Genomic DNA, 24,084 nt, shown 5'->3' with positions numbered 1-24,084 from the left:
ATAGCCGATGGGTGCAGGTCCCAGGGTCGCGATCGTCGGCGGCGGCATGTCCGGCCTGTGCATGGGCATCGCGCTCCGGCAGGCCGGGCTGGAAGACTTCGTCATCTACGAGAAGGGCGCCAATGTGGGCGGCACCTGGTGGGAGAATACCTATCCCGGCGTCGCCTGCGACGTGCCCTCGCACCTGTACTCCTATTCGTTCGAGCCCAATCCGGAGTGGAGCCACGTCTATGCGCCGGGCGGAGAAATCCAGCACTATTTCGAGCGCTGCGCCGGCAAATACGGCCTGTGGCCGCATATCCGCGTCGGCCGCGAAATCACCGAGGCGCGCTTCGACGAGGCCGCCAGTCGCTGGCGCCTGACCACCGGCGCGGGCGAGCACGATGACGCCGACGTGCTGGTCAGCGCCATCGGCGCGCTGCACGTGCCGAACTACCCCGACATCGAGGGACTGGACGGCTTCGCGGGAGCCGTCATCCATTCGGCGGCGTGGAACCAGGACGCCGACCTTTCCGGCAAGCGCGTGGCCGTGATCGGCAGTGCGGCGAGCGCGGTGCAGATCGTGCCGTCCATCGTCGACAGGGTCGCGCATCTGGACCTGTTCCAGCGCACGCCCAACTGGATCATCCCGCGCCTCGACCGCGCCTATCCGGCCTCGTGGAAGCGCGCGTTCCGGAGCGTGCCGTTCCTCGGCCGGCTGCACCGCTGGCAACTTTACTGGATGCTGGAGAGCCGCTGGCCGCTGTTCCTGGGCCGCAACCGCCGCAACGCGCAGGAGAAGCGGCTGGCGCTGCGGCATCTGGAGGCGCAGGTGCCCGATCCGGACCTGCGCGCGAAACTGACGCCCGACTATCCGCCCGGCTGCAAGCGCATCCTGGTGTCCGACGATTTCTATCCGGCGCTTGCCCGCGAGCATGTCGACCTGGTGACCGATCCCATCGCCCGGATCGCGCCCGACGGCGTCGTCACCGCGGACGGCGCGCTGCACCGCGCCGACGTGATCATCCTCGCCACCGGTTTTCGCACCACCGACGTACCGAGGACCGAAATCGCCGGCCGCGACGGCCTGACCCTGCGCGAGGCGTGGCAGGACGGCATGGCGGCGCACCGGACGGTGGCCGTTCCCGGCTTTCCCAATTTCTTCATGCTGCTCGGCCCGGGCAGCGGCCTGGGCCACAGCTCGATTATCTTCATGGTCGAGCAGCAGGTGCGCTATGTCCTGCAATGCATCTGGAAGCTGGTCGAGCGCCGCACCATCGAGCCGCGCCCCGAGGCCGCCGCGCATTTCGACGCCGCCATGCAGCGGGGCCTCGCCGGCACCATCTGGCAGGCCGGCTGCAACAGCTGGTACCAGGACCAGAACGGCAAGATCACAACGCTCTGGCCGCACAGCACGCTCCGCTACTGGTGGGAGATGCGGAAGGTGCGGTTCGGGGAATACACGTTGAAATGACAGGGGAGAAACCGCCATGTCCACCGGACCGATAGAAGACGTCCTCGCCATCCGCGAGCTGGTCGAGCGCTACTGCGACGCCGTGATGCTGAAGGACCCAGCCCTCTGGGCGACGACCTGGGCCGAGGACGGCGCGAGCTGGGTGATGTACGGCAACCCGATGGACGGCCGGGACGTCATCGTATCGCGCTGGACCGACATGATGAGCGCGGTGAAGTCGATCAGCTTCTTCCCGATGATGGTGTCGGTCGACGTGGACGGCGACACCGCCACCAGCAAGAACTACTTCAAGGAAGACATCGAGCTGCACGACGGCCGGACCTATAGCTCCACCGGCTACTACAACGACGTGCTGGTGAAGACCGGCGGGTGCTGGTTCTTCAGGACTCGCACGCACACGTCGCTGCACCGGAGCGCGCAGATTTCGATCGCGACGGACCTGGAATGATCGCTGTCGAATAGCACCCTTACCGCCACCCCATCAGCCGTCATTCCGCCGGAGGGCGGAATCCAGTCCCCAACGAAAAGACCGGCGCGAAGCGCGCCGGACTGTCAAGTCTGGGTCCCGGCCTCCGCCGGGATGACGGTCGAGGGTTTAACACCCGCCCCTGATCGCCGGCAGGAAGTACACCTCCGACTCCGCGCCCACCTCTTCGAGAAACGCGTCCTGGTAAACCACCCCATCGATGGCGACGGCCATGGCGTCGGACTCCAGCACCTCGGCGATGCCGGGATAGCGTTCCTCCAGCGCCCTAATCAGGCGGCGGACATTGTCGCCTTCGACGCGGATCTCGACCTCGCCGCCGGCGAACCGGCGGCCCAGGTCTCCAGGCAGGACGACCTTCGCCACGTCAGCCTTTCGCTTTCCCGGCCGCCTCAAGCGCCGCCAGCACCTTCGGCGGCGAGAACGGCAGGTCGCGCATGCGCACGCCCGTGGCGTCATAGATGGCGTTGGCGATGGCCGCGAGCGGCGGCACGATGGGCGCCTCGCCCACGCCGCGCACGCCGAACGGATGGTTCGGGTTCGGCACTTCGATGATCACCGCGTCGATCATCGGCAGGTCCGACGCCACCGGCATGCGGTAGTCGAGGAAGCCGGGATTCTCCAGCCGGCCATCCTCGTCGTGGATGTATTCCTCGTTGAGCGCCCAGCCGATCCCCTGCACCACGCCGCCCTGCATCTGGCCTTCCACATAGGACGGATGCACCGCCTTGCCGGCGTCCTGGAACGCGGTGTAGCGCAGGATGGTGACCTTGCCGGTCTCGCGGTCCACCTCGACATCGCACAGATGCGTGGTCAGCGACGGGCCAGCGCCCGAGGCGTTGATAGAGGCGTGGCCCATGATCTGGCCGCCGGTCTTGGCCGCCTTCTGGGCGATCTGGGCGATGGTGAGCGAACGGTTGCCGTTCAGCTCCTGCGCCGCGCCGTCGCGCCAGCCGACCTGCTCCACGTCGATGTCCCACATCTTGGCGGCCCGCTCGCGCATCTGGCGCACGGCGTCCTCGGTCGCCTGCACCACGGCGATGCCGGTGGCGAAGGTGACTCGGCTGCCGCCGGTGACGTCGTTGAAGGCGATGGCGGTGGTATCGACGATGGAGGGACGCACCTTGTCGGCCGGGATGCCCAGCACCTCGGCGCACATCATCGCCAGCGAGGCGCGGGTGCCGCCGATATCGGGGCAGCCCTCGACCAGCGCGATGGTGCCGTCGCGGTTGACGACGACGGTGGCCGCCGACTGGCCGCCGATATTGATCCAGAAGCCGCTGGCGACGCCGCGCCCCTGATTCGGGCCCAGATTGGACTTGTAGTGCTGGTGGTCCTTGGCCGACGACAGGCACTCGAGGCCGCCGATCGGGCCGTGGGTCGGGCCGTAGGGCGACTTGGAGCCCTCGACCGCCGAATTCTTCGCCCGGAAGTCGATGGGATCCATGTTCAGCTCGCGGGCCAGCTCGTCGAGCACGGTCTCGAACGCGAAGGCGCCGTTGGGCGCGCCGGGCGCCCGGTAGGCGTGGATCTTCGGCACGTTGACGACCACATCGTAGCCGGTGATCGACAGGTTGGGGATGTCGTAGGGCGCCGAGCAGAACATCACCGCCGCGCCGACCGGCGAGCCGGGAAAGGCGCCGGCCTGGAACTTCAGCACCACTTCCGCCGTGGTGATCGTGCCGTCCTTCATGGCGCCGATCTTGGCGGTATACGAGCCGCCCGAGGTCGGGCCGGTGGCGCGCATCACCTCGCCGCGGGTCATGGCCATCTTCACCGGCCGGCCGGACGCCCGCGACAGCATCAGCGCCAGCGGCTCCAGATAGACCGTGGTCTTGCCGCCGAAGCCGCCGCCGATCTCGGCCGGGATCACCTTCAGCGACGAGGTTTCCAGGCCCAGCATGGTGCAGCACAGGTCGCGGATCATGAACTGGCCCTGGCTGGAGCACCAGACCATGGCCTGGCCGTCCTCGGCCCAGTTGGCGACGACGCCCTGCGGCTCGATATAGCCCTGGTGCACCGGCTTGCTGGTGTAGGTGCGCTCGATGACGATGTCGGCCTCGGCGAAACCCTTCTCGATGTCGCCCTTGGCGACGACGATGCGCTTGGCGATGTTGGAGGGCTTTTCGGGCCTGGGCTCGACGCCGTCGGTGAACAGGTCGTCATGCAGCAGCGGGGCGCCGTCCTTCATGGCCTCGTTCACGTCGATGACGTGGGGCAGCACCTCGTAATCGACCTCGATCAGCCCGAGCGCCTGCTGGGCGACGGCGTCCGAGATGGCGGCGACGGCGGCGACCGGGTGGCCGTCGTAGAACACCTTGTCGCGCGCCAGCAGGTTCTTCGCCAGGTGCTGGTTGCTGATCGCCGATTCGCCGGCCTGGGTGACACCGGCGTCGGGCAGCACGAGGTCGGCGCTGGTGACGATCGCCTTCACGCCGGGAAGCGCCAGCGCCTTCGCGGTATCGATCGACTTCACCTTTGCATGGGCGTGCGGACTGCGCAGGACACGGCCCCACAGCATGCCCGGCAGGGTGAAGTCGGATGCGTAATTGGCGCGGCCGGTCACCTTGTCGGCGCCGTCGTGGCGGATGGGACGGGTGCCGACGACGCGCAGGTTCTTCGGTTCGTAGGTCATGCGGGTTGCCCTTTCATCTCGGCGGCCGCGTGCTGCACGGCGCGCACGATCTTGTCATAGCCGGTGCAGCGGCAAAGGTTTCCGGCCAGCCAGTAGCGGATCTCGGTTTCGGTCGGATCGGGATTGCGGTCGAGCAGCGCCTTGGCGGCAACGATGAAGCCCGGCGTGCAGAACCCGCACTGAAGCGCGGCATCCTCGAGGAAAGCCTGCTGCACCGGATGCAGCCGGTCGGGCGCGCCGATGCCCTCGATGGTGGTGATCTGCTTGCCGGTCGCCTCGACCGCCAGCATCAGGCAGCCGCAAACCAGCCGCCCGTCGACGATGATCGAGCAGGCCCCGCAATCACCGGTGCCGCAGCCTTCCTTGGTGCCGGTCAGGCCCATGGTGTTGCGCAGCACGTCGAGCATGGTCTCGGGCGCGTCGCAGAGGAACTCGACGGGATCGCCGTTCACCGTGGTGGATACATGAGATTTGGCCATCAGCGCGCTCCCGCCCGTTCATAGGCGATCAGCGCCGCCCGTTTCGCCAGCACGCCGACCACTTTCCGGCGGTAGTCCGTGGTGCCGCGCTTGTCGTCGATCGGCATGGCCAAGGCGCTGGCCGCGTCTGCCAGCTTCGCCAGAATCGCCTCGTCGGGACGGTTGCCCGCGAGGATGCCCGGCGCGGCGTCCAGCACCAGCGCCGTCGGCGCGACGGCGCCGATAGCGACCCGTGCGTCGGCGATGGTGCCATCGGTGTTCAGCGTCAGGTTGACCGCGGCGCCCGCCACGGCGATGTCCATTTCGGTGCGCGGGATCAGCCGCAGATAGGCATCGGCCGCACGGCCCGCAGGTTTCGGCAGCAGGAACGAGACGACGATCTCGCCCGGCGCCAGCGAGGTCTTTCCCGGACCGGTAGCGATCTGCTCGACCGGAATGGCGCGGCGGCCGTTCGGGCCGACGATCTCGGCCACGGCGCGTGCGGCGATCAGCGCCGGCGTGGTGTCGGCGGCCGGCGAGGCGTTGCACACATTGCCGCCCAGGCTGGCGCGTCCCTGCACCTGGGTCGAGCCGATCAGGCCCGCGGCCTCAGCCACACCCGGCCAGGCCCTGACCAGCGCCGCGTGGTCGGTGATCTCGGCACCGCACGCCGCCGCGCCGATGCGGAAGCCTTCCCCGGTTTCGGTGATGGCACGCATAGCGTCGATGTTCTTGATGTCGATGACGGCGGCGGGCGACGCGGCGCCCGATCGCAGCTGCACCAGCAGATCGGTGCCGCCCGCGAGAATGCGGGCGCCGCCGATCGATGCCAATGCCGCCACGGCCTCGTCAATGGAGGCTGGTGACTGATACTGCATGAAACCTTCCCTGAGCTGTCGAACCGCGTCATCCCCGGCGCGGCGATTCTTTATGGCAAAAGCGACCGGCCCTGACCGGCCGCTTCCGGTGCTGAAGATTATGAGTGCCTTTTCATTGCAGGATCAAGTGCGACTACGGCAACAGACCCGGCGCGCCCGCTCAGGACTCGGCGGCCTGCGCCTGCTGGTGCAGCGGCGCCTCGCGCTCGGCCTGCCGTTTCAGGTAGCCGCCGAGTGCCCGGACAAGGCGCTGGGCGCGCTTTTCGCCGAGCGGTCCGGGCGCCGCCTCGACCGCGGCCAGCGTCTTGTCGATCAGCCCGCGCAGCCGGCGGTTCTCGGCCTCCAGCACTGCCATTTCGGGATAATGCGCGGGCGCATGCCAGACCCGGTCCAATTCCCGGGCGATGGCTGCGGAGAGCCCCTTCCAGGGCTCGTCCGCGACCTGCCGGGTTTCCTGCTCGATGGCCGCGAGCATCAGACGCTGATCGGCGATATCGCTCCAGACGATGTCCCCTTCCAGTTCGATGCGCACCGCCAGAAGATCGAGCCCGGCGATAACATCACGCACATGGGCCGCCGCGTCTCCGGCCAACGGCAGCACGCGCTGGCGCAAGGTACTGGCAAGGTCGTCGATAAGCGTCCTGGTCGTCGTCTTCATGCGCATGGGCCCCGCCATGCGGCCTTCCGGCCGAAATCCGCCGACAACGGACGATCCGTGCCCAACTGGATCATCTTGGCCTCCTGGAGGAGCCGCCCAGGCTCCTGTGAACATGCACTGGAATATCGGCCCTGTCCGGCGACGCGGCAATGACAAATTCTGTTGGGTCCAAGCCGTCGCCGACTGGCTATCCGTTCACGCCGGGGCTGCGGAAGCCGACGAAGCTGCGCTTGGGCCACAGGAAATCGATCCGGGTGCGGGCGATCAGCCACTTGCCGTCCACCTTCCGGTAGACGTCGTCATAGACACCGAACAGGCCGAGCGGGTTTTCCTGCCCCTCGCCCAGCGCCAGGTCGAGCAGGTACCAGCGGCCATTGGCCTCGGTCGGGCTCAGGATCCGAATCCACGGATTGGTGTTGGCATGCATGAACGAGAACGGCCGCTCGGCATTGGCGAACTTGGCATAATTGGCGCGGATGGTGTCGCGGCCGACCCAGTTCCCGCCATAGTCCTCGGTGAACTCGCAGACCGCGTCCTCGGTGAACAACGCGGCCAGGTCGTCGATCTGGCTGCCGTCAAAATAGTGCGAGTACATGATCCGCAGTTGCTTGATCTCTTCGATCTCGAGCAGCTCTTCGATGGTCATGACGATTCTCCTGCGAAAACGGCGATCCCGGCGACGATCCCGGCTGCCTTCAGACAGCCACCCGGCGCAACAATCAGGGCTTGGCGCCCTGGGCCTGCGCTTCGTTCTGGATGAACTGCACCAGCGTGCGTGCATCGGGCACACCGGTTTCGGGAATCTTGGCCGCCTTCTGGAAGGCGATCAACGCGGTCTTGGTGGTGTTGCCGTAGAGGCCGTCCGGCGTACCGGTGAACTGGCCCTGGGCCTTCAGCTTCTCCTGCATCCATTTCAGGGTCGATTGCCGAAGCGCGGCACGCGCGTCGCCCACCGTCACCTCGACGAGCTGCGATTGCGCGGTCACCTTGTAGGGCGCGAAGAAGTTCATCAGCTGGGCCACCGCGGTCTCGAAACGGAGAGTCGGCTGGGTGGTGCAATAATTGCGGACCATCTGGCCAACGATCGCGGCTTCGGTGACCGGCGACACATCGAAGGTCTGGGCCTGCAACCGGTTGATGCCGGTGAGATAGCCCTCCATCCAGGACATGTAAGGCATCACGTCCGTCGCGCTCTTGCCGACAGCGGCCATGTAGTCCGAACACGGCCGCGCGCCGATGCCCCGGACGATGTAGTTCCCCTTGGAATCGGCGGCATGGGCATCCAGCGACACCGTGCCGGTGAACGCCATGGCGGCCAAAGCCAAAACTGCGGATACCCGTGCGGCAGCCGTCGTGCGGAGGAAGCGTTTCATGGTGGCTCTACTCACAATTCGAGGTGGCGGGTAGCGCCAGGAGGCGCCGTTGCCGTGATTTGGCGGCGGAGTGTAGCGGCAGGGGACGCCGGAAACAAGGTGACCGAACAGCACGCCAAGAGCGGAAAACAGCCATTTCCGGCCGCTGGAAAACCGCTGGCAACGCGTTGAAGGGCAACGCGAAACTGCGAAAAAAATTTAACTTGATTCCGAAGGGTGAAACTCATATTTCACTGTCTGCCCAATAGTCGCACGTGCCCATAGGCGCCGGCACAACGTCCCCCAGGGATGAGGCGTCATATAGCAACGACGGTGAGGGCTTTTTTGGTCTCAGTCGGCTGTCCAAAAGCCGGCGACACTGAAGAGGCACACCATCTTTGCCCCATGTGCGGATCGGTCCTCCCGTTCCAACCTAAGGCACCCACCGGAGTTTCGCCGCGATTGGCGTTGTTCCATTCCGGTCTGCAGGAATCCCCCCAGGGTACGGCGCCTCCATCGCGTCTCCTGAGCGGCGTCCTTCGCGGGCAGCAATGAAGGTAGGGGATCAGTCTTATGGCGACCCAACGCGTTCTTGACTATCTGGCTTCCACGCGCCCCGAGGGCCCGTGTCTCGTCGTCGATCTCGACGTCGTTCGTGAGAATTATCTGGCGTTCGCCCGGGCGCTGCCGGAGACGCGCATCTTCTATGCCGTCAAGGCGAACCCCGAGCCGGCCGTCCTGCGCCTGCTGGCCGATCTGGGCTCGAGCTTCGACACCGCCTCGGTGGCGGAAGTCGAAATGGCCCTGGCCGCCGGCGCGACCCCGGACCGGATTTCGTTCGGCAATACCATCAAGAAGGAGCGCGATATCGCGCGCGCCTTCCAGCTCGGCATCGATCTCTATGCGGTCGACTGCGTCGAAGAGGTGGAGAAGATCGCGCGCCAGGCGCCCGGCGCCCGCGTGTTCTGCCGGGTGCTGACCGACGGCGATGGCGCTGAATGGCCGCTGAGCCGCAAGTTCGGCTGCGTGCCGGCCATGGCGGTCGGCGTGCTGGAGAAGGCGCGTGACCTGGGCCTGTCGCCCTATGGCATCTCGTTCCATGTGGGCTCGCAGCAGGGCAACGTGGAAGCATGGGACCGTGCGCTGTCCGACGCGTCCGCCGTATTCCGCACCCTGACCGAACGGGGCATTCAGCTGTCCATGGTCAACATGGGCGGCGGCTTTCCCACCAAGTACCTGAAGGACGTGCCACGGGTCGACGCCTATGCGCAGGCCATCTTCGGCGCCCTCCGACGACACTTCGGCAACCGTCTGCCCGAAACCATTATCGAACCGGGCCGGGGCATGGTTGGCGATGCCGGCGTGATCAAGGCCGAAGTCGTGCTGATCTCCCGCAAATCGGACAACGACAGCGTCCGCTGGGTGTATCTGGACATCGGCAAATTCGGCGGCCTGGCGGAAACCATGGACGAGTCCATCCGTTATCCCATCCGCACGCCGCGCGATGGTGATGCGGTCGCCCCCTGTGTCCTGGCCGGCCCGACATGCGATTCGGCTGACGTGCTCTATGAACGGACACCGTATCCGCTCCCCATTTCCCTGGAGATCGGCGACGAGGTCCTGATCGAGGCGACAGGTGCCTATACCACCACCTACGCATCGGTCGCCTTCAACGGGTTTTCGCCTCTGCAGGCGATCGTCATCTAAGGCACGGCCATGATCGTGGTTCGCAACGAAACGGCGCTGGACATTCCAGCGCGGGAAATCCTGCTGGACCGGGCCCTGCCCGGACGGCACCTGAAAACCTGCGAGAAGCTTCGGCGGGGTCGCGTCCCCGCCGAAGGGCTCGCGTTCAGCGCCCTGACAGGGCAACAGCTTGTCGGCACCGTGCGGCTCTGGCACGTCACCGCGGGAACCGCCGGGGCGGCCCTGCTGCTTGGACCGATCGGCGTGCTGCCCGAATACCACGGCCTGGGCATCGGCACCCTGCTGATGGACCATGCACTGGCCGAGGCCTCTGCCCGAGCCCATGGCGCCGTGATCCTGGTTGGCGATGCGTCCTATTACGGGCGCTTCGGCTTCACGGCCGAGCTTACCGGCCACCTGACGCTGCCCGGACCGGTGGAGCGGGACCGCTTCCTGGGTCTCGAACTGACCCCCGCCGCCCTGCGCGGTGCCTCGGGCATGGTTGCGGCCCTAGGCGAAGCGCTGGACGACGACCGACGCGGCTCGCTCATTGCCGCCAACGAGAACCAGACCGAAGAAACGCTGCTGACCGCGGCGCTCTAGACCCGTCCGGCCAGGCCGACGCGGGATTGCACTGGCCGGGATCGCGACACATGATCCGAAATGGAACGGCTCTACAGTCCGCCAGGACCGCAGAGCCGTTCCAATAATATGCAAGGAGTCCTTCACCATGACAGCATGGCCCATTCACGCCCATTTCACCGGTCCGATCATCATGATCGGATTCGGTTCGATCGGCCGCGGCACGCTGCCGTTGATCCTGCGACATATCGCGGGCGAACCCTCGCGGATCACGGTGATCGATCCGGATGACGCTCACCGGCGCATGGTGGAAGCGGAAGGCGCGAATTTCGTACACGCCGCCGTGCTGGAGGATTCCTACCGGGAGCTGTTGACCCCGCTGCTGACCGCCGGACCGAGCCGGGCCTTTCTGGTCAATCTGTCGGTGGATGTCTCGTCCGTCGCGATGATGGAATTGTGCAAGGATGTCGACGCCCTCTATGTCGACACGGTCGCCGAGCCGTGGCTTGGCTTCTACACGGATACCACCAAGAGCGTTTCCGAGCGGTCCAACTACACCCTGCGCCAGAGAGTCCTCGATCTGCGCGAGCGCCGCCCCGGCGGCCCGACCGCGGTCAATTGCTGCGGCGCCAATCCGGGCATGGTGTCCTGGTTCGTCAAGCAGGCGCTGCTCAATCTGGCGTCCGACATGGGCATGAAGGTCGAGCGGCCGGCCACCCGCGAGGCCTGGGCGCAGTTGATGCAGCAGGTCGGCGTCAAGGGCATCCACATCGCCGAGCGCGACACCCAGCGCGCCCGTGATCCCAAGCCGCAGGGCGTCTTCGTCAACACCTGGTCGGTGGAAGGCTTCATCTCGGAGGGCCTGCAGCCGGCCGAGCTGGGCTGGGGCACCCATGAGAAGGCGCTGCCGCCGGAAGGCCGCACCCATGAAGGCGGCTGCGGCGCGGCGATCTACCTCATGCGTCCCGGCGCCGGCACCCGCGTCCGCTCGTGGACGCCGACGGCACAGGCCCAGCATGGCTTCCTGGTGACCCACAACGAGTCGATTTCCATCGCCGACTATTTCACCGTCCGCGAGGACGGCAACGCCGTCTACCGGCCGACCTGCCACTACGCCTATCATCCCTGCGACGATGCGGTGCTGTCGCTGCACGAGATGGCCGGGTCCGAATGGCAGCGCCAGGACAACTGGACCATTCTGGACGAGCACGAAATCGTCGACGGCATCGACGAACTGGGCGTGCTGCTCTACGGCCACGGCAAGAACGCCTACTGGTACGGCTCGCAACTGTCCATCGAGGAAACCCGCGAGATCGCGCCCTATCAGAACGCCACCGGCCTGCAGGTGACCTCGGCGGTGCTGGCCGGCATGGTCTGGGCGCTGGAGAATCCGGATCGCGGCGTGGTCGAGGCGGACGAGACCGACTTCGAGCGGTGCCTGGAGGTGCAGCGGCCTTATCTGGGCCCCGTGGTCGGGGTCTATACCGACTGGACGCCGCTGGCCCACCGTGAAGGCGGCCTGTTCCCCGACGATTACGACGCCGAGGATCCGTGGCAGTTCTCGAACGTCATCGTCAGGTAGCCGAAGACTGCTGGGCCGCGGCGAGACGGGCGAGGCTCTCCTCGGGCCAGACGTCGCGGGGCCGGTAGAACCCGGGAAAGGCGGGCACGTCCTCGGGAAGCCGCACCCATGGCTGCCGGGTCGACGTGTAGATGTGGACGTCGGGCCGGCAGGCGGACGGGTCATCGAGCGTTCCGACGCGGACGAAATGGACCCGATCGCCAGCCGCCGCGTAATGGCTCCAGAGCGTCACGCCACATGCCGGGCACCGGGCGAAAACCTGTCCGTTGCCGCTGGCCGAGGGCAGGACAGTGGTGACAACCTTGCCGGCGGTCAACTGGAGCCGGTCGGCCTCGATCAGCGCGTTGACGGCGAAGGCCGATCCGTTCTCCCGCTGGCACCAGGTGCAATGACAGCAGTGGACGATGAGAGGCGGGCCGGTCAGCTGGTAGCGTGCGGCACCGCAGGCGCAGCGCCCCGGCAGGCGGGCAGGCTCATGATCCCCCATGGCACATCTCCATCAGCCTTCGTGACGGCTGGCATGGTACGACGCGCCGATCCGAATGAGAATGGCGGCCGTCAGGCCAGGCGGTCGAGGTCCCGGAACGCACGGACAATCTCGGTGCGGACCTCGTCAGGCTGGCTCTCGACCGCGCGGCTGAGATTGCGGAGCGCACGGCGCAGGCCGTAGACCTGGTCGACCAGCGACAGGATCACCGGCATGTCGTCTTCCTGGATCTCGAGCTGGTCGGTCAGATGGCATACCAGGCGGACCCGCGCCACGTCGACCTCGCTGAATGCAGGCGCTCCCTCCATCCGCTCAGGGCGGATCCATCCGTTGCGCACCAGCATGCGCAGCCGCCGGGTAGAGATTCCCGCCACGGCCGCCACCACATCCTGTTCGCTCAGTCTCATGATTACTCCTTCATCCCGGCGCGCGGGTTGTAGGCATGGCTTTCGCGCCACGACTTCATGAACGTCTCCAGGTCGTCGTCGATCCCGGCAGGCATGACGATCTTCAGCTTTACAAGCTGATCGCCCGCCGCGCGGTTCTTGCCGGCGGGCACACCCTTGCCGCGCAGCCTCAGGGTCTGGCCAGAACTGGCGCCCCTGGGGATGGTGAGGTTGACCTTGCCGGTGATGGTTGGGACCGCAACCTTGCCGCCCAGCACCGCCTCGTCGATGGCGATCGGCAGGTCGACGACAATGTCGTCGCCGTCGCGCTCGAACACCGGATGGGCGCCCACCTGCACGTCGACCAGCGCATCGCCCGCCGGGCCGCCGTTCATGCCAGGCATACCCTTGCCTTTCAGCCGGAGGGTCTGGCCCGACCGGGTGCCCGCGGGAATGGCGATGTCGAGGGTCTTGCCGTCAGGCATAGTGACCCGGCGCTTGGCGCCGTTCACCGCCTCCAGGAAATCCACCGGCAACTGGTAGCGCAGGTCCTGGCCTCGCATCCTGCGGGGTGCGCCGCCCTCGCGCTGGAACATGTTCGAGAACAGATCGGACAGGTCGGCGAAATCGTCGAAGCCGGCCGACGTCTGGTAGCGCGCACCGCCGTCCGCGTCGGCATATTGCCGGTAGAACTCCTGCTGCGGCGGCCGCTCGGTGCCCGAGGCGTCGATTTCGCCGCGGTCGAAGCGGGCGCGCTTGTCCGCGTCGCCGATGATGTCGTAGGCGGCGGAGATGGTCTTGAAACGATCCTCGGCCTTCTTGTCTCCCGGATGCAGGTCGGGATGGGCCTCCTTGGCGAGCTTGCGGTAGGCCTTGCGGATGGCGTCCTGGCTGGCGTCCCGGGCGACGCCGAGGACCTTATAGGGGTCTTCACTCAAAGGGCGGTACCTCTCGGGGCAATCATCAACTGCCCAACAATATGGTACCGCTTGCGCAGTTCCCAAGAGATACCCCGTGCGAAACAGCAAAAGACCCGCGAGCGAATGGCCCGCGGGTCGTTGTCGATCAGGTTATCAGCAAGGTGTGGGGCTAAAATCTGTACTGTGCCTGGAGAATGACCTCGCGGCCGCGCTCGAGCACACCCGTCACGTCATTCCGCGCACCGCCTGGCTTGTCGCCTGCGGTCAGGATGGCCAGTTCGTTGGTGAGATTGCGCCCGATCAGCGACAGCTCCCAGGTATCGTCAGGTTCGTGGAGACGGATGCTGGCGTTGAACTTGGCGTAGCCTTTCTGGCGGCTGCCCGGCTGTTGCAGGTCGTTGCCCCAGTAGGCGCTTACGTATTTCACGTCGCCCGTGATGCCGACATTCAACCAGTTGGCGACGGGAATGTCGTAGGTGAACCCGGCCGAGGTCGACACCTTTGGCGCCAGACCCAGCGGCTGGCCGGTAAGATTCTGGGTCCGGGCCGTGGTGCCTACGCTGACGTCACACCCTTCGTCGGCCCGCTGGCCGTTGAAGCACGGCGCGTTGCCCCAGTCTGTGTACTTGGCGTTGTTGTAGGTAAACGCACCGCGAAGCATCAGCTCGTCTGTTACCAGAAAGAACGCTTCCAGTTCGAAACCCTTGGTGACGGCGGTCGCTGCATTCAGTGTCCGGAATGATGTCGTGGCGATATCGAGCGAAGAGCGCTGAAGACCGCTGAACTCATAATAATACAGGTTCGCGTCGAGCCGCAGGCGATTGCCGGCCAGCTGGGCCTTGTAGCCGATTTCGCCGCCCTTGGCGGTTTCCGGGCCGAATGACAAGCCCTCGAAGGTATTGGAGCGCAGCAGGATGGCCGTCTGCGACACGCCGCCCGACTTGTAGCCTGTCCGGTAGGCCGCATAGATGGTCTGGTCGGCGGTGGGATGCCAGGTCAAGGTCGCTTCCGGCGACCAGTTGTTCTCCTGGATGCGGCCCGCGACAGACATGCCAGGCGGCAGCAGCGCTCCCTGATAGGCAGGATTCGCGTACACGTTCTGGTTGACGATATCCGCAGTCTCTTTGGTGTACCGGACGCCGCCGGTCAGTTGCAGCGTATCCGTAATGTCCCAGAGCAATTGACCGAAGCCGGACATGGTTTCACGGTCGGACGTATCTTCCGGCCAGTAGCCGATAACGAAATCGACCGCCGGATCGACCGGCACCGCATTCGAAAATCCGCCCCTGCCGACGGTGAAGCTGTTGCGCTTGGCGGATTCGTAATAGCCGCCCAGCACGAAGTTGACCGGCCCATCATACTGGCTGGTCAACCGAACTTCCTCGCTCCAGATGGTGGTCTTTTCACCGTTGATGCCGGGGAAGTAGGCAAGACCCGTATAGTCGTAGGCGCCGAGACCGTTTGAATCCAGCCGGTAGAACCCGGTGACGGCATCCAGGCTAACCGCGCCAAAATCATAGCTCAGGTCGAGCGACGCCAGGATGGACTTGCTGTCGGTAAAATATTCGCCGTTACCCTTCTTCGACAATGGATAGTTCGTGGCGGCGACCGGTCCTTGCGCGCCGACCGAGCGATATTTGTCGGGAATACAATCGCTGTTGGGGTCGAAGAATCCGCGGGTCTGCGAATGAACCTGGCCGTCCGCACAACTGACGACCTGGGTGATGCCCGTCAGCTCGTTGTCCTGATAGCGGCTGCCAAGCACCTTGAAAACCGCCGTAAATCTATCGTTCGGTCGGAATTCCATGGTTACACGGCCAACGAGGGCTTCCGATGCCGGCGTAAGCTTGTTGTTGGTGGCGCCGGGCAGCGGGCTGTTCGGCTCGAACGGATTGGCCAGCGGTCCGGCCGTATTGTGCAGCCAGCCGTCCATATCGCTGTAACGCATCGCGACCCGGATGCCGAATTTGTCTGTGACCGGGCCACCGATGGCCGCCTCGACAAAGCGTTCCTTGGCGCGGAACTCATACCCCGCCTTCACGAACCCTTCCCATTCGTTTCCCGGTCCCTTGCTGCGCAGCGAAATCACGCCGGCCGGGCTGTTTTTGCCGAAAAACAAGGCCTGCGGGCCTTTCAGCACTTCGACCTGCGCCAGATCAAAGAACGCCGCCGTGGCGATGTAGCCGCGGCTGACCTGGACACCATCGACGTTGATGCTGACCGCCGTATCGATGCCAGGGTCGCCGGAAGCGGACGTAATGCCGCGAATGGAAATAATGCCGCCATTGCCCGAGGTCGCGCGCGTGATCTGCACCTGTGGGATCATGTCACCGATCTGCGACAGGTTGTTGGCGCCATAACGGCCCAGCGCCTCGCTGCTGACGACGCTGACCGCTACGGGAACGTCGAGGAGAGTCTCCTCCTGCCGTCTTGCCGTGGTGGTAACGGACTCAAGGCCGCCAGTTTGCGCATAGGCCGGCATCGCGATGACGGATGCCAATATTAAGCTTCCTAGACGCTTGTTTTTGGATGACAAGAACTTCACGGTTTTCTCCCCAGTTGTGACGTCGTTCCGAGCCCCTTCTGTCGGATGGCTTCGGCAAGAACGTCGATTGTGCCCGGCGCCATCGCGCGGCGACCCGAGACCAGCCCGTCGAGCGCCGAATGGGCTTGGTTGCGCAGCCAGCCCACCCTTCCGTATCAACGGATTATCTGCATCTGGAGACGATCCTAGGCCCAATGAAAGCGGGCTGGGTACCTGTCAGGCCTGACAGGTCCGGCGGCTAGAACCTGGCGAAGCGGCGGACGAATTCGTTGTACTGGATGTCCTGGGTGTCGCCCCAGCCAATGCGGCCGTCCAGTTCCCAGCGGGTCTGACAGAAATAGACGTTCATGTTCTGCCAGGTCTGCCAGGGCATGCGCGCATCGATGGTGCCGCGGATGCGGTGGATCTTCCCGCCGGCATCCTCGATCTCCATCTCCTTGAGCCGGGGCGCCAGCCCGTCGGCCTCGCGGCGGGTGAGCACGGCAGCGCGCCGGACCGGAAGGGTCGCGCCATCGCGCCACACATAGCCCCAGATCAGGTTGCCGCCCGGCGGCGGCGACGGGAACATGCCGGCCCATTCCGGCCCCAGCGCCGGATCGTCATAGGCCAGCACATGGAACGCCAGGTCGTCGCCGAAGATGCCCACCATCCAGGAGATCGGCGGCACATTGCGCGACACCTCGTGACGCTCGTTGCTCCATGACCGGTCGCGGCTGAAATAGCCATCGACCGCGAATGTCTCGCCATGCAGGGTGACCTCGCCCTCGACCTTCATGGCCTGGGTGAAATGGTTGCCGCCCGGGCGGCCGGCGGGCGGCATGATCGCGGTCTGCAGCAGCCTGAACGACACGTCCCGTTCCGGATCCTTGCAGGTCAACTCGATCTGCCTGAGGGGCTCGATGACGCGGATATGCAGACCGAGCGGCGCGATCGTGTAGTCGGCGATGCCATTCTCGGGAAACGGCAGGAAGTGAAAATGGTTCACATACTCGCAGGCAAGCGTCGACCGCTTGATGCCGCGCCAGATGTAGACGCTGGCACTCATCACCCGCAGTGCCGGGTGGAACCACACATAGATCTCGCCGTTGAGCTGTTTGTCCGGAATGTTGAAGCCGAAATACGACGTTTCCGTGCTGGCGTAATGGGCACCGTCGGCGACCGGATGCAGGAATTCGTCCTGCGGCACGATGGTGCTGAGCGGCGCGCCCGCCATGGGCGCCGAATGACCGGCGGCGGAGATCACCTGCCCACGATTCCCGTTGCTCATGAGGTTGCCCTTTCCAGCCGATCGGCCACATCGAGAATGAACATCCGGTACAGCGGCACGCCCTGGTAGCCCATCTTCAGCGCCGGGTACCAGTCGTTGAGAAAGCCGTTCCAGGCCACGGCGCAGCACACCGCATTGCGCACACCGCGCCAGACCTCGTAGAAGCGCGCACCGCTTTCGCGGTAGGGCGCGCCGCCGGCGGCATAATAGGCAGCCAGGAACTCGTCCCACGGCATCAGCGGCTCGACCCGCTGGCGGCAATAACCCAGGTCTTCCGCCGGATCGCCGAGGTGGGAAAACTCCCAGTCGAGCAGCGCGGTGATCCGGCCATCATCGGTCAGGATATTGTGGAATCCCACGTCGGCATGGATCAGCGAAAGACGCGTAAGGTCCTGCGGCACATTGTCCGCCAGCCAGCGAAACGCCGCATCGAGGACCGGGGAATCATGCACCCTGTGTCGCTGCCACCGGTCATGCCAAAGCGCCACATAGTCGGCGATCTCATCGGCCGGAATCCGTTCGCCGGCCAGACCGATATCGGCGGGATCGGTGCTGTGGAGCGCCGCGAGCAGCGCCGCAAGCTGCAGACAGACGGATCGGCGCAGGGTTTCGTCCCGGTCCCAGACAGCGGTGTTGGCCTCTCCCGCGACGCGCCGCGTGACGATAAAGGGCTGCCCCAGCCAATCCTTGTCGGCTTCGCACCACAAGGGTTCGGCGATGGGCAGCCCGCACCGGAACAGGGCGCCGAGCAGGGGAAACTCATCGACGGCGCTGTTCTCGCCGGGCCCGAACGGCAGGTCGCGGCGGATCACCCCGTCGAGGCACAGGCCGTCAGGCCGGACGGCGCGGAACAGGATCGTATCCTTGGAATAGCCGCCATTCGCGGGCACGACGCTCTCGACCACTGCATCGGCCCAGCCGGTCATCCGCTCGCGGAGAAATCGTTGCAGCCGGTCGGCGGTAACCTCCACCTCCAGCGCCGCCAGCCGCTCTGCCGCATCGGCGGCATCGCGCTCGGCGTCATCGAAGTGGCCCTGGAACCGCGCCCGTTCCCCGGCCGCGGGATCGAAATCCTCGCGCATCCAGGCCACCATGTGACCCAGCATGTCATGCATCATGCCGGCCTTCAGGCGGGCTTCGCCGAGGCGCAAATCGGGCATGATCGCCGTGCCCAGATCCCGGCGGATGGCACTCAGAAGCTGCGCAAGAATGGCGCGGTCGTCGCTCAAACCGAAGTCCTCCCAAAGCACGTTCCCCGTGCCCGGCCGGAGTATCGGCCGGGCCGAAACGCCCGCGATACCTGTCATTCCTAGCAGGGTCCGGTCCAACAGGGTCTGGACATCCTGCCGATCCACAGGATTATTGCACATAACGACAGGGGAGTGTGCGGATGAGGATAGAGGGTGCGCGCGCCGTGGTGACGGGCGCCAACCGGGGGCTTGGCAAGGCGCTGGTCGAGGCGTTCCTCGAGCGCGGCGCCGCCTGCGTCTATGCTGCGGGGCGCAACCGGGATGCGTTGAAAGAGGCCTTCGGCGACCAGAAGCGCGTCATTCCCGTTGCCCTGGACGTGACTTCCGACAGGAGCGCCGTCGCAGCCTCGCGGATATGCCGCGACGCCACTGTCCTGGTCAACAATGCCGGTGCGCTGACCCATTCAAAGCTGATGGAGGCGGATGCTCTCGACAACGCCCGGCTGGAGATGGAAACCAATTACTGGGGAGTCCTGCATATGTGCCGGGCATTCGCCCCGGTCCTGGCCGGAAACGGCGGCGGCGCCATCGTCAACATCCTGTCCATGGGCGCGCTGGCCAACATGCCGTTCGTGGGCAGCTATTGCGCCTCGAAGGCCGCCACCTGGTCGCTGACCCAGGGAATCAGGGCCGAGCTGGCGGACAAGGGTACGCTGGTGATGGGCGTGATCGCCGGGCCGATCCAGACGGATATGGCGCGCGAGCACGAGCGCGAGGGGCGTTATCCCGGCTCAATGATTGCGAACGCCACGCTCGACGGCATCGAGGCGCGCCGGACGACCCTCTATCCCGATCCCCGCTCGGCGCAGGTAGGCGCCGACTTCGCCCGCGACCATTTCGCGGTGGAAGCGTCCTTCGCCAAATTCCTCTAGACTTGGATCAGTCCCATATTGGCGGCCTTGAGGGCCGCCTGGTGCTTGGAGACCGCGTTCATCTTGGCGCAGGCATTGCGGATGTGAAACTGCACGGTTCGCTCGGAAATGTCGATCAGACGCGCCACTTCCCACGCTGTCTTTCCCTGCGCCGTCCAGTGGAGGCATTCCAGTTCGCGCGTGGTCAGGTCCGCCGTCTGCACGTCTTCCCGGTGCAGCACGCCGTGATAGACCGACGACATGTGCGCGCCGATCAGCATCAGTTCGTTCCGCCACAGGCTCTTGCCCTGCTCGAATTCGCGCTCGGTATGCCGCGACAGGCCGACAAAACTGTCGAAACCGGCGAACGGCCCACGGACGGGCACCGAGATGCCGCGCTCGTATCCATGTTCCAGGGTAATCTCGAACAGCTTCGCCTGCTTGCCCGTACACCGCACCAGATAGTCGCGGACATCCCAGATCACCGGCAGCCAGCTCGACCGCGCCTGGCGCGAGATCGGATCGATGACATGAAACTCGTCGCGGCGGTATCGCAGCATCAGGTCCTGGCCGCAGCTGCACATGACATGGGCCTGATTATCGCCATAGGCCGTGAACAGGAACCCGGCGAACCCGATTCCGGTCAGGTAGCGGCCGACGGCCTCGCGCATGACGTCGTCGTCGCCCACAACCGACAATTCTTCCAGCAGCTGGTCGAGCAGGTGGTTCACGCTCGTTCTCCCCGCTAAAAGTGTAACATGGTTGAAATTCCACCGCCAAGGTCCCGCGAACTTGATGACGCCTGCGGCGTTGGTGTGGCGCATTCACCTGTCGGGCACGCCCGAACCCGGATATCCTCACGGCCATGACGCTTCGTTCTTCCTGGCGCCGGCGGTCCCGCGCCTTTCGAATCCTCACCGGCATCGTCGCTGTGCTGGCCTCGGCTGTGCTGGCGCTGTGGATATTCCGGGCGTCGCTGACGGAATGGGCGATCGAGAGCAGCATCGACGGCATGGGCCTTGGCCCGTCCGACGTGCGCGTTACCGATCTGGGCCTTGCGCAGGCCGACATGCGCCTGGTTTCGTCTGCCGCCGGTACCATCGACCGCATCCATGTAGACTACCGGATCGGCGATCTGCTGGGCGGCGCGGTGCGGCACATGATCATCGACGGCGCCCGCCTCCGCTTCGAGTGGAAAGACGGCAAGCTGGCGCCGGCCATCACATCCAGCGAAGGGCCGATCATCCTGCCGCTGGATCGGCTCGACATCCGGAATTCGAGCCTGACCCTCGACGTGAATGGCGACAGGATGATCGCCGACGTCTCGGGCGCGGTGACGGGCAAGGGCACTATCGGCGTGAACCTGGCGATGGCGTTGCGCATGCCGCAAGGGCAGGTGACAGGCCGATTGACCGGCGCCATGCAGCCGGACGGCGCGCTCGCCGGCACCTTCACCATCAGTGGCGGTGACCTCGCCGCGGGTTCGGTAAAGGCCGAGATGCTGACCGGCACGCTGCAGCTGGCTGCCAGCGCGCAGGGCATCGAGCTTATCGACGGAGCGTTCGGCTTCGCCCGGATTTCCGGCGGCACCGGCCCGCTCGGACCGGGCCGGTTGTCGGCCTCGCTGCGCCAGCCGCAGAACGTGCTGAACGTCGCGTTGCAGTCGAGGCCCGTCTCGTTCTCGCTGCAAGCGGACGGCGCCGCGCCCGGTGCGGGCGTGCCGTTCACCATGGAAGGCACCGCCGACGCGGCCTTCGTCAGCGGACTGGCGGGCGCCGACAAGCCGGCGGAAGGCGGCGTGCATCTCAAGGCGTCGGGCATGGCACCGCCCGGGCCGACCATGCAGGCCGCGTTCGCATCGGGGCTGGGGGACTGGCTGCGGCTGGGCAAGGCGCAGGCGACGCTCGACGGCACGGCAAGCGGGCTGGGCATCCCCGACATGGTATCCGTGAACGACGCGGTGGTATCGCTGGAGATCAATCTGGCGGATGGCGGGCTGACGGTCACCACGCCCAGGGGCATCACGGTGAACGGCATGAAGCTGGCCCCCGCCCTTGCCGCGAAGGGCAGCCTGTTTGCCGGCAGATCCAACCTGTCGATCGCGCCCGCGCCGGGTGCGCCGTTCCTCGCGATCACGCCGCAGGAGGTGGATGACCGGCTGACCTTCAGCGGCAATGTCAGCTACGAAACCCCTTCCCTGTTCGTCCGCGGCGACATTGCTGGCGCCGCGTCGCTGGATCCGTCGCAGTGGCTGGCGTCGGCCCGCGATGTGCCGGCGAAAGGCGACATCGAGCTGAAGACGCGGCTGGTGCTGAAGCTGCCGGAAAACCGCCACCTGCCGTCGGCCGAACTCTCGATGGCCGGCAATTACGATGTGGGCCCCCAGACAATCAGGCTGGTTGCCGACAGCGGCGCCCTGACGCTGCGCAACGCCCAATGGGGCGAGACCGTCTCGTTGCCCGGCACGTCACGCCTCGTGCTGCAGCCGGGCGCGGCCTACGCCATGGACCGCGCATCCGGCGCGGTCTCGGCAACCGCCGTGGCAGCGCCCCTCGCCTGGACCGCGCAGATCAAACGCGAGGGCGCAGAACCGGCCAAGATGACGCTGGGCGCCAAGCGGGTGGCGCTGACCATGGACGATGACGGGCTGAACGCCGTGCTGGGCGGCGGCCGGGCGGAAATGTCCGATAGCGGCGTGGCGGCGCGCGGAATACAGGCGACGATCACCCAGGCAGGCGGGACTACCCGCATCAGCGCCGCCATCGCCGATGTGCGGAGCACGCAAGATCCTGCCCTGTTCCCGTCGAGCAGGGTTTCGTTGAGCGCGCGCCTGGCCGGCTCGAAAGCCACCTTTTCCGCGGGCCTTGCCGGTGCGGGTAGCCTGCTCGACCTGAGCGCCAAGGGCCGGCACGACCTGGACAGCGGCAAGGGGAATGCCAACTTCGCCCTTAAACCCATCGACCTGTCGGGCGTCGGCACCCTGAAGGCCCTGTCCCCCAAGCTCGCATCCAGCGTCACCAAATCGAGCGGCACGGTCAGCGGCGAGGGTAGCCTGTCTTGGGGCCCCGATGCTCCGCCCGGCACACTGACGCTGGCGCTCAAGGACATCACCTTTGTCAACGACAGCCTCAACGTCAGCGCGCTCAATGGCGGCTTCCGGCTGGAAAGTCTGACACCCATGCGTTCAGCGGGCGGCCAGACCCTGTCCGGTATCCTGCAATTGCCGACGGTGAACGCGGTGCCGTTCGATGTCAGGTTCCGGCTGGAACCGGGCAAGCTGGTGCTGGAGCACGCTTCCGCCCAGGTGTTCGACGGCAAGTTCGAGACCGAGGACGCGGAGATCGACGCCGCGACCGGCGATGGCCGCATGAACCTGAAGGTCAGCGACATTGATCTGAAAACGGCCTTCGCCGTCCTCGATCTCGACCAGCTCAAGGGCACCGGACGGATCGGCGGCAGACTGCCGCTGCGGATCGAGAGCGGCCGGGTCGCCATCGAGAACGGACACCTGGAATCCTCGATCGCCGGTACGCTGCAAGTGGGCGTCGACAAGCTGGCCGATCAATTGCTGGACTATGGCGAGAATGTCGACATGGCATTCCGCGCCCTCACCGACTTCCATTACGACCGCATGGTCATCGACACCGACAAGCCGTTCGCGGGTTCAGGCAAGGCGATGTTCCGGCTGGAAGGCCACAACCCGGCGGTGATGGACGGTCACCCCTTCATTTTCAACATCAGCCTCGAAACCGACTTCGACTACCTGACCAGTTTGATGCTGGAACTTTCGGGTGCGGCAAACACCGCATTGGGCTGGGGTGCACGGGAGCTTGGCAGGAAATAACCCGCCAATGTGGCTAAGCGTACCGAACTGTCCTATGTTCTAGTGAAGGGCTCCAGCGAAATGAGAACAAGATTGATGGATCAAACGCTTACGCGGACGGGTGGATTGCTGGCGGTGATCATGGCTGTGGGCATGTCGCTCGCCGCCTGTTCGCCGACAGTCAAGGTGCAGGCCCCGAAGGAGCCGATCACCATCAACCTCAACATCAAGCTGGATGCCGACGTGCGCGTCAAGCTGGAGCAGCAGGCGAAGGAAGACATCGCCAGCAAGCCGATTTTCTAGGATGAACGCGATGATGAAAACCTTGTCCACCATGCTGAAAGTTGCCGCCCTGTGCCTCGTGGCCACCGGCACTGCCGCAACCTTCGTTCATACCGCGCCCGCCTATGCGCAGTCCAAACCGCTCGATGCGCCGCGCACCAGCGGCATCGTCGGTGAACGCTATGACGGCTATGCGGCGGTGCGCGACGCGAACGCGCCGGCGAGCATCCGCAAGCTGGTCGAGGACACCAACGCCGAACGCCGCAAGGTTTACGAGCAACAGGCCGCCTCCACGGGCGCGCCGGCTACGGAAGTCGGCAAGGTCTATGCCAGCCAGATCATGAGCGCAGCGCCCGCGGGCTGGTGGTTCCAGGGCGCCGATGGCGCCTGGGTGCAGAAGTAGGCAGGGCGTTTCCGTCCAAAGACGCGGGCGGAGGCCGCCTCCCTTCGCGCATGCACAATAAACTGCACTGGCCTGCCAAGATTCCCGTACCTGCCGGTTGCT

Annotated in this window: 23 protein-coding genes; 9 read left to right on the top strand and 14 right to left on the bottom strand. The window is 65.6% G+C overall.

What is annotated here, in order from left to right:
• Window positions 1-7: 7 nt before the first annotated feature.
• Window positions 8-1,453 carry an NAD(P)/FAD-dependent oxidoreductase gene (locus tag WJU21_RS12285; protein ID WP_346323729.1) on the top strand — a complete coding sequence of 482 codons (1,446 nt, stop codon included), beginning with the start codon at window positions 8-10 and terminating at the stop codon, window positions 1,451-1,453.
• A gap of 16 nt (window positions 1,454-1,469) precedes the next feature.
• On the top strand, window positions 1,470-1,901 hold the full coding sequence (locus WJU21_RS12280) for a nuclear transport factor 2 family protein (protein ID WP_346323728.1): 432 nt from the start codon (window positions 1,470-1,472) through the stop codon (window positions 1,899-1,901).
• A 147-nt stretch (window positions 1,902-2,048) separates the two neighbouring features.
• Here WJU21_RS12280 and WJU21_RS12275 read toward each other — a convergent pair whose 3' ends face one another.
• From WJU21_RS12275 to WJU21_RS12245, 7 genes are all read right to left on the bottom strand, one after another.
• Window positions 2,049-2,303: a MoaD/ThiS family protein gene (locus tag WJU21_RS12275; protein ID WP_346323727.1), complete on the bottom strand. Its 255-nt coding sequence runs from the start codon at window positions 2,301-2,303 to the stop codon at window positions 2,049-2,051.
• 1 nt (window position 2,304) lies between these two features.
• On the bottom strand, window positions 2,305-4,572 hold the full coding sequence (locus WJU21_RS12270; protein ID WP_346323726.1) for a xanthine dehydrogenase family protein molybdopterin-binding subunit: 2,268 nt from the start codon (window positions 4,570-4,572) through the stop codon (window positions 2,305-2,307).
• Window positions 4,569-5,051 (bottom strand): (2Fe-2S)-binding protein, encoded by a 483-nt coding sequence (locus WJU21_RS12265; RefSeq protein ID WP_346323725.1) that lies wholly within the window; start codon window positions 5,049-5,051, stop codon window positions 4,569-4,571. Before WJU21_RS12265 ends, WJU21_RS12270 begins: the two co-directional genes overlap by 4 nt.
• A complete protein-coding gene (locus WJU21_RS12260) occupies window positions 5,051-5,908 on the bottom strand; it encodes a xanthine dehydrogenase family protein subunit M (RefSeq protein ID WP_346323724.1) in 858 nt (285 codons plus the stop codon). Before WJU21_RS12260 ends, WJU21_RS12265 begins: the two co-directional genes overlap by 1 nt.
• A 160-nt stretch (window positions 5,909-6,068) precedes the next feature.
• Window positions 6,069-6,584, bottom strand: coding sequence for a hypothetical protein (locus tag WJU21_RS12255; RefSeq protein WP_346323723.1), 516 nt, complete (start codon window positions 6,582-6,584; stop codon window positions 6,069-6,071).
• Window positions 6,585-6,753: 169 nt separating this feature from the next.
• Window positions 6,754-7,212, bottom strand: a complete 459-nt coding sequence (locus WJU21_RS12250; RefSeq protein ID WP_346323722.1) for a nuclear transport factor 2 family protein — start codon at window positions 7,210-7,212, stop codon at window positions 6,754-6,756.
• A gap of 73 nt (window positions 7,213-7,285) precedes the next feature.
• Entirely contained in the window at window positions 7,286-7,939 is a 654-nt protein-coding gene (locus WJU21_RS12245) for a peptidoglycan-binding domain-containing protein (RefSeq protein WP_346323721.1), read from the bottom strand.
• 552 nt (window positions 7,940-8,491) lie between these two features.
• On the opposite strand from WJU21_RS12245, the gene WJU21_RS12240 reads away from it, so the two are divergent.
• The 3 genes from WJU21_RS12240 (at window position 8,492) to WJU21_RS12230 (ending at window position 11,768) form a co-directional block, all read left to right on the top strand.
• Window positions 8,492-9,625, top strand: a complete 1,134-nt coding sequence (locus WJU21_RS12240; protein WP_346323720.1) for a type III PLP-dependent enzyme — start codon at window positions 8,492-8,494, stop codon at window positions 9,623-9,625.
• A gap of 9 nt (window positions 9,626-9,634) precedes the next feature.
• The gene (locus WJU21_RS12235; RefSeq protein WP_346323719.1) at window positions 9,635-10,207 is read left to right on the top strand and encodes an N-acetyltransferase; all 573 of its coding nucleotides are present in this window, start codon (window positions 9,635-9,637) and stop codon (window positions 10,205-10,207) included.
• A 127-nt stretch (window positions 10,208-10,334) separates the two neighbouring features.
• Complete coding sequence (locus WJU21_RS12230) at window positions 10,335-11,768, top strand: saccharopine dehydrogenase C-terminal domain-containing protein (RefSeq protein ID WP_346323718.1); 1,434 nt, start codon at window positions 10,335-10,337, stop codon at window positions 11,766-11,768.
• On the opposite strand, the gene WJU21_RS12225 is transcribed toward WJU21_RS12230, so the two are convergent.
• The 6 genes from WJU21_RS12225 to WJU21_RS12200 form a co-directional block, all read right to left on the bottom strand.
• A complete protein-coding gene (locus WJU21_RS12225) occupies window positions 11,761-12,255 on the bottom strand; it encodes a GFA family protein (protein ID WP_346323717.1) in 495 nt (164 codons plus the stop codon). The two genes, WJU21_RS12230 and WJU21_RS12225, sit on opposite strands and share 8 nt — an antisense overlap.
• Window positions 12,256-12,326: 71 nt before the next feature.
• The gene (locus tag WJU21_RS12220) at window positions 12,327-12,662 is read right to left on the bottom strand and encodes a chaperone modulator CbpM (RefSeq protein ID WP_346323716.1); all 336 of its coding nucleotides are present in this window, start codon (window positions 12,660-12,662) and stop codon (window positions 12,327-12,329) included.
• A gap of 2 nt (window positions 12,663-12,664) precedes the next feature.
• On the bottom strand, window positions 12,665-13,579 hold the full coding sequence (locus WJU21_RS12215; protein ID WP_346323715.1) for a DnaJ C-terminal domain-containing protein: 915 nt from the start codon (window positions 13,577-13,579) through the stop codon (window positions 12,665-12,667).
• A 151-nt stretch (window positions 13,580-13,730) separates the two neighbouring features.
• Window positions 13,731-16,061, bottom strand: a complete 2,331-nt coding sequence (locus WJU21_RS12210) for a TonB-dependent receptor (RefSeq protein WP_346323714.1) — start codon at window positions 16,059-16,061, stop codon at window positions 13,731-13,733.
• Between the two features lie 283 nt (window positions 16,062-16,344).
• Window positions 16,345-17,373: a hypothetical protein gene (locus WJU21_RS12205; RefSeq protein ID WP_346323713.1), complete on the bottom strand. Its 1,029-nt coding sequence runs from the start codon at window positions 17,371-17,373 to the stop codon at window positions 16,345-16,347.
• On the bottom strand, window positions 17,370-18,602 hold the full coding sequence (locus WJU21_RS12200) for a phosphotransferase family protein (protein WP_346323712.1): 1,233 nt from the start codon (window positions 18,600-18,602) through the stop codon (window positions 17,370-17,372). Before WJU21_RS12200 ends, WJU21_RS12205 begins: the two co-directional genes overlap by 4 nt.
• A gap of 161 nt (window positions 18,603-18,763) precedes the next feature.
• Between WJU21_RS12200 and WJU21_RS12195 the strand changes: the two genes are divergently transcribed.
• Complete coding sequence (locus tag WJU21_RS12195; protein ID WP_346323711.1) at window positions 18,764-19,495, top strand: SDR family oxidoreductase; 732 nt, start codon at window positions 18,764-18,766, stop codon at window positions 19,493-19,495.
• Here the strand turns inward: WJU21_RS12195 and WJU21_RS12190 are convergent.
• A complete protein-coding gene (locus WJU21_RS12190) occupies window positions 19,492-20,205 on the bottom strand; it encodes a LuxR C-terminal-related transcriptional regulator (RefSeq protein ID WP_346323710.1) in 714 nt (237 codons plus the stop codon). The two genes, WJU21_RS12195 and WJU21_RS12190, sit on opposite strands and share 4 nt — an antisense overlap.
• A 134-nt stretch (window positions 20,206-20,339) precedes the next feature.
• Here WJU21_RS12190 and WJU21_RS12185 point away from each other — a divergent pair, with 134 nt between their 5' ends.
• The 3 genes from WJU21_RS12185 (at window position 20,340) to WJU21_RS12175 (ending at window position 23,982) form a co-directional block, all read left to right on the top strand.
• Entirely contained in the window at window positions 20,340-23,318 is a 2,979-nt protein-coding gene (locus WJU21_RS12185) for a YdbH domain-containing protein (protein ID WP_346323709.1), read from the top strand.
• 75 nt (window positions 23,319-23,393) lie between these two features.
• Complete coding sequence (locus tag WJU21_RS12180) at window positions 23,394-23,600, top strand: YnbE family lipoprotein (protein WP_346323708.1); 207 nt, start codon at window positions 23,394-23,396, stop codon at window positions 23,598-23,600.
• A gap of 10 nt (window positions 23,601-23,610) precedes the next feature.
• Window positions 23,611-23,982, top strand: coding sequence for a YdbL family protein (locus tag WJU21_RS12175; protein ID WP_346323707.1), 372 nt, complete (start codon window positions 23,611-23,613; stop codon window positions 23,980-23,982).
• The last annotated feature ends 102 nt before the right edge of the window (window positions 23,983-24,084 follow it).

It is taken from the genome of Emcibacter sp. SYSU 3D8, assembly GCF_039655875.1.
Taxonomy (GTDB): Bacteria; Pseudomonadota; Alphaproteobacteria; order SMXS01; family SMXS01; genus RI-34.
Note: the sequence above shows the minus strand (reverse complement) of the source record. Positions and strands in the feature narration are given on the sequence as shown.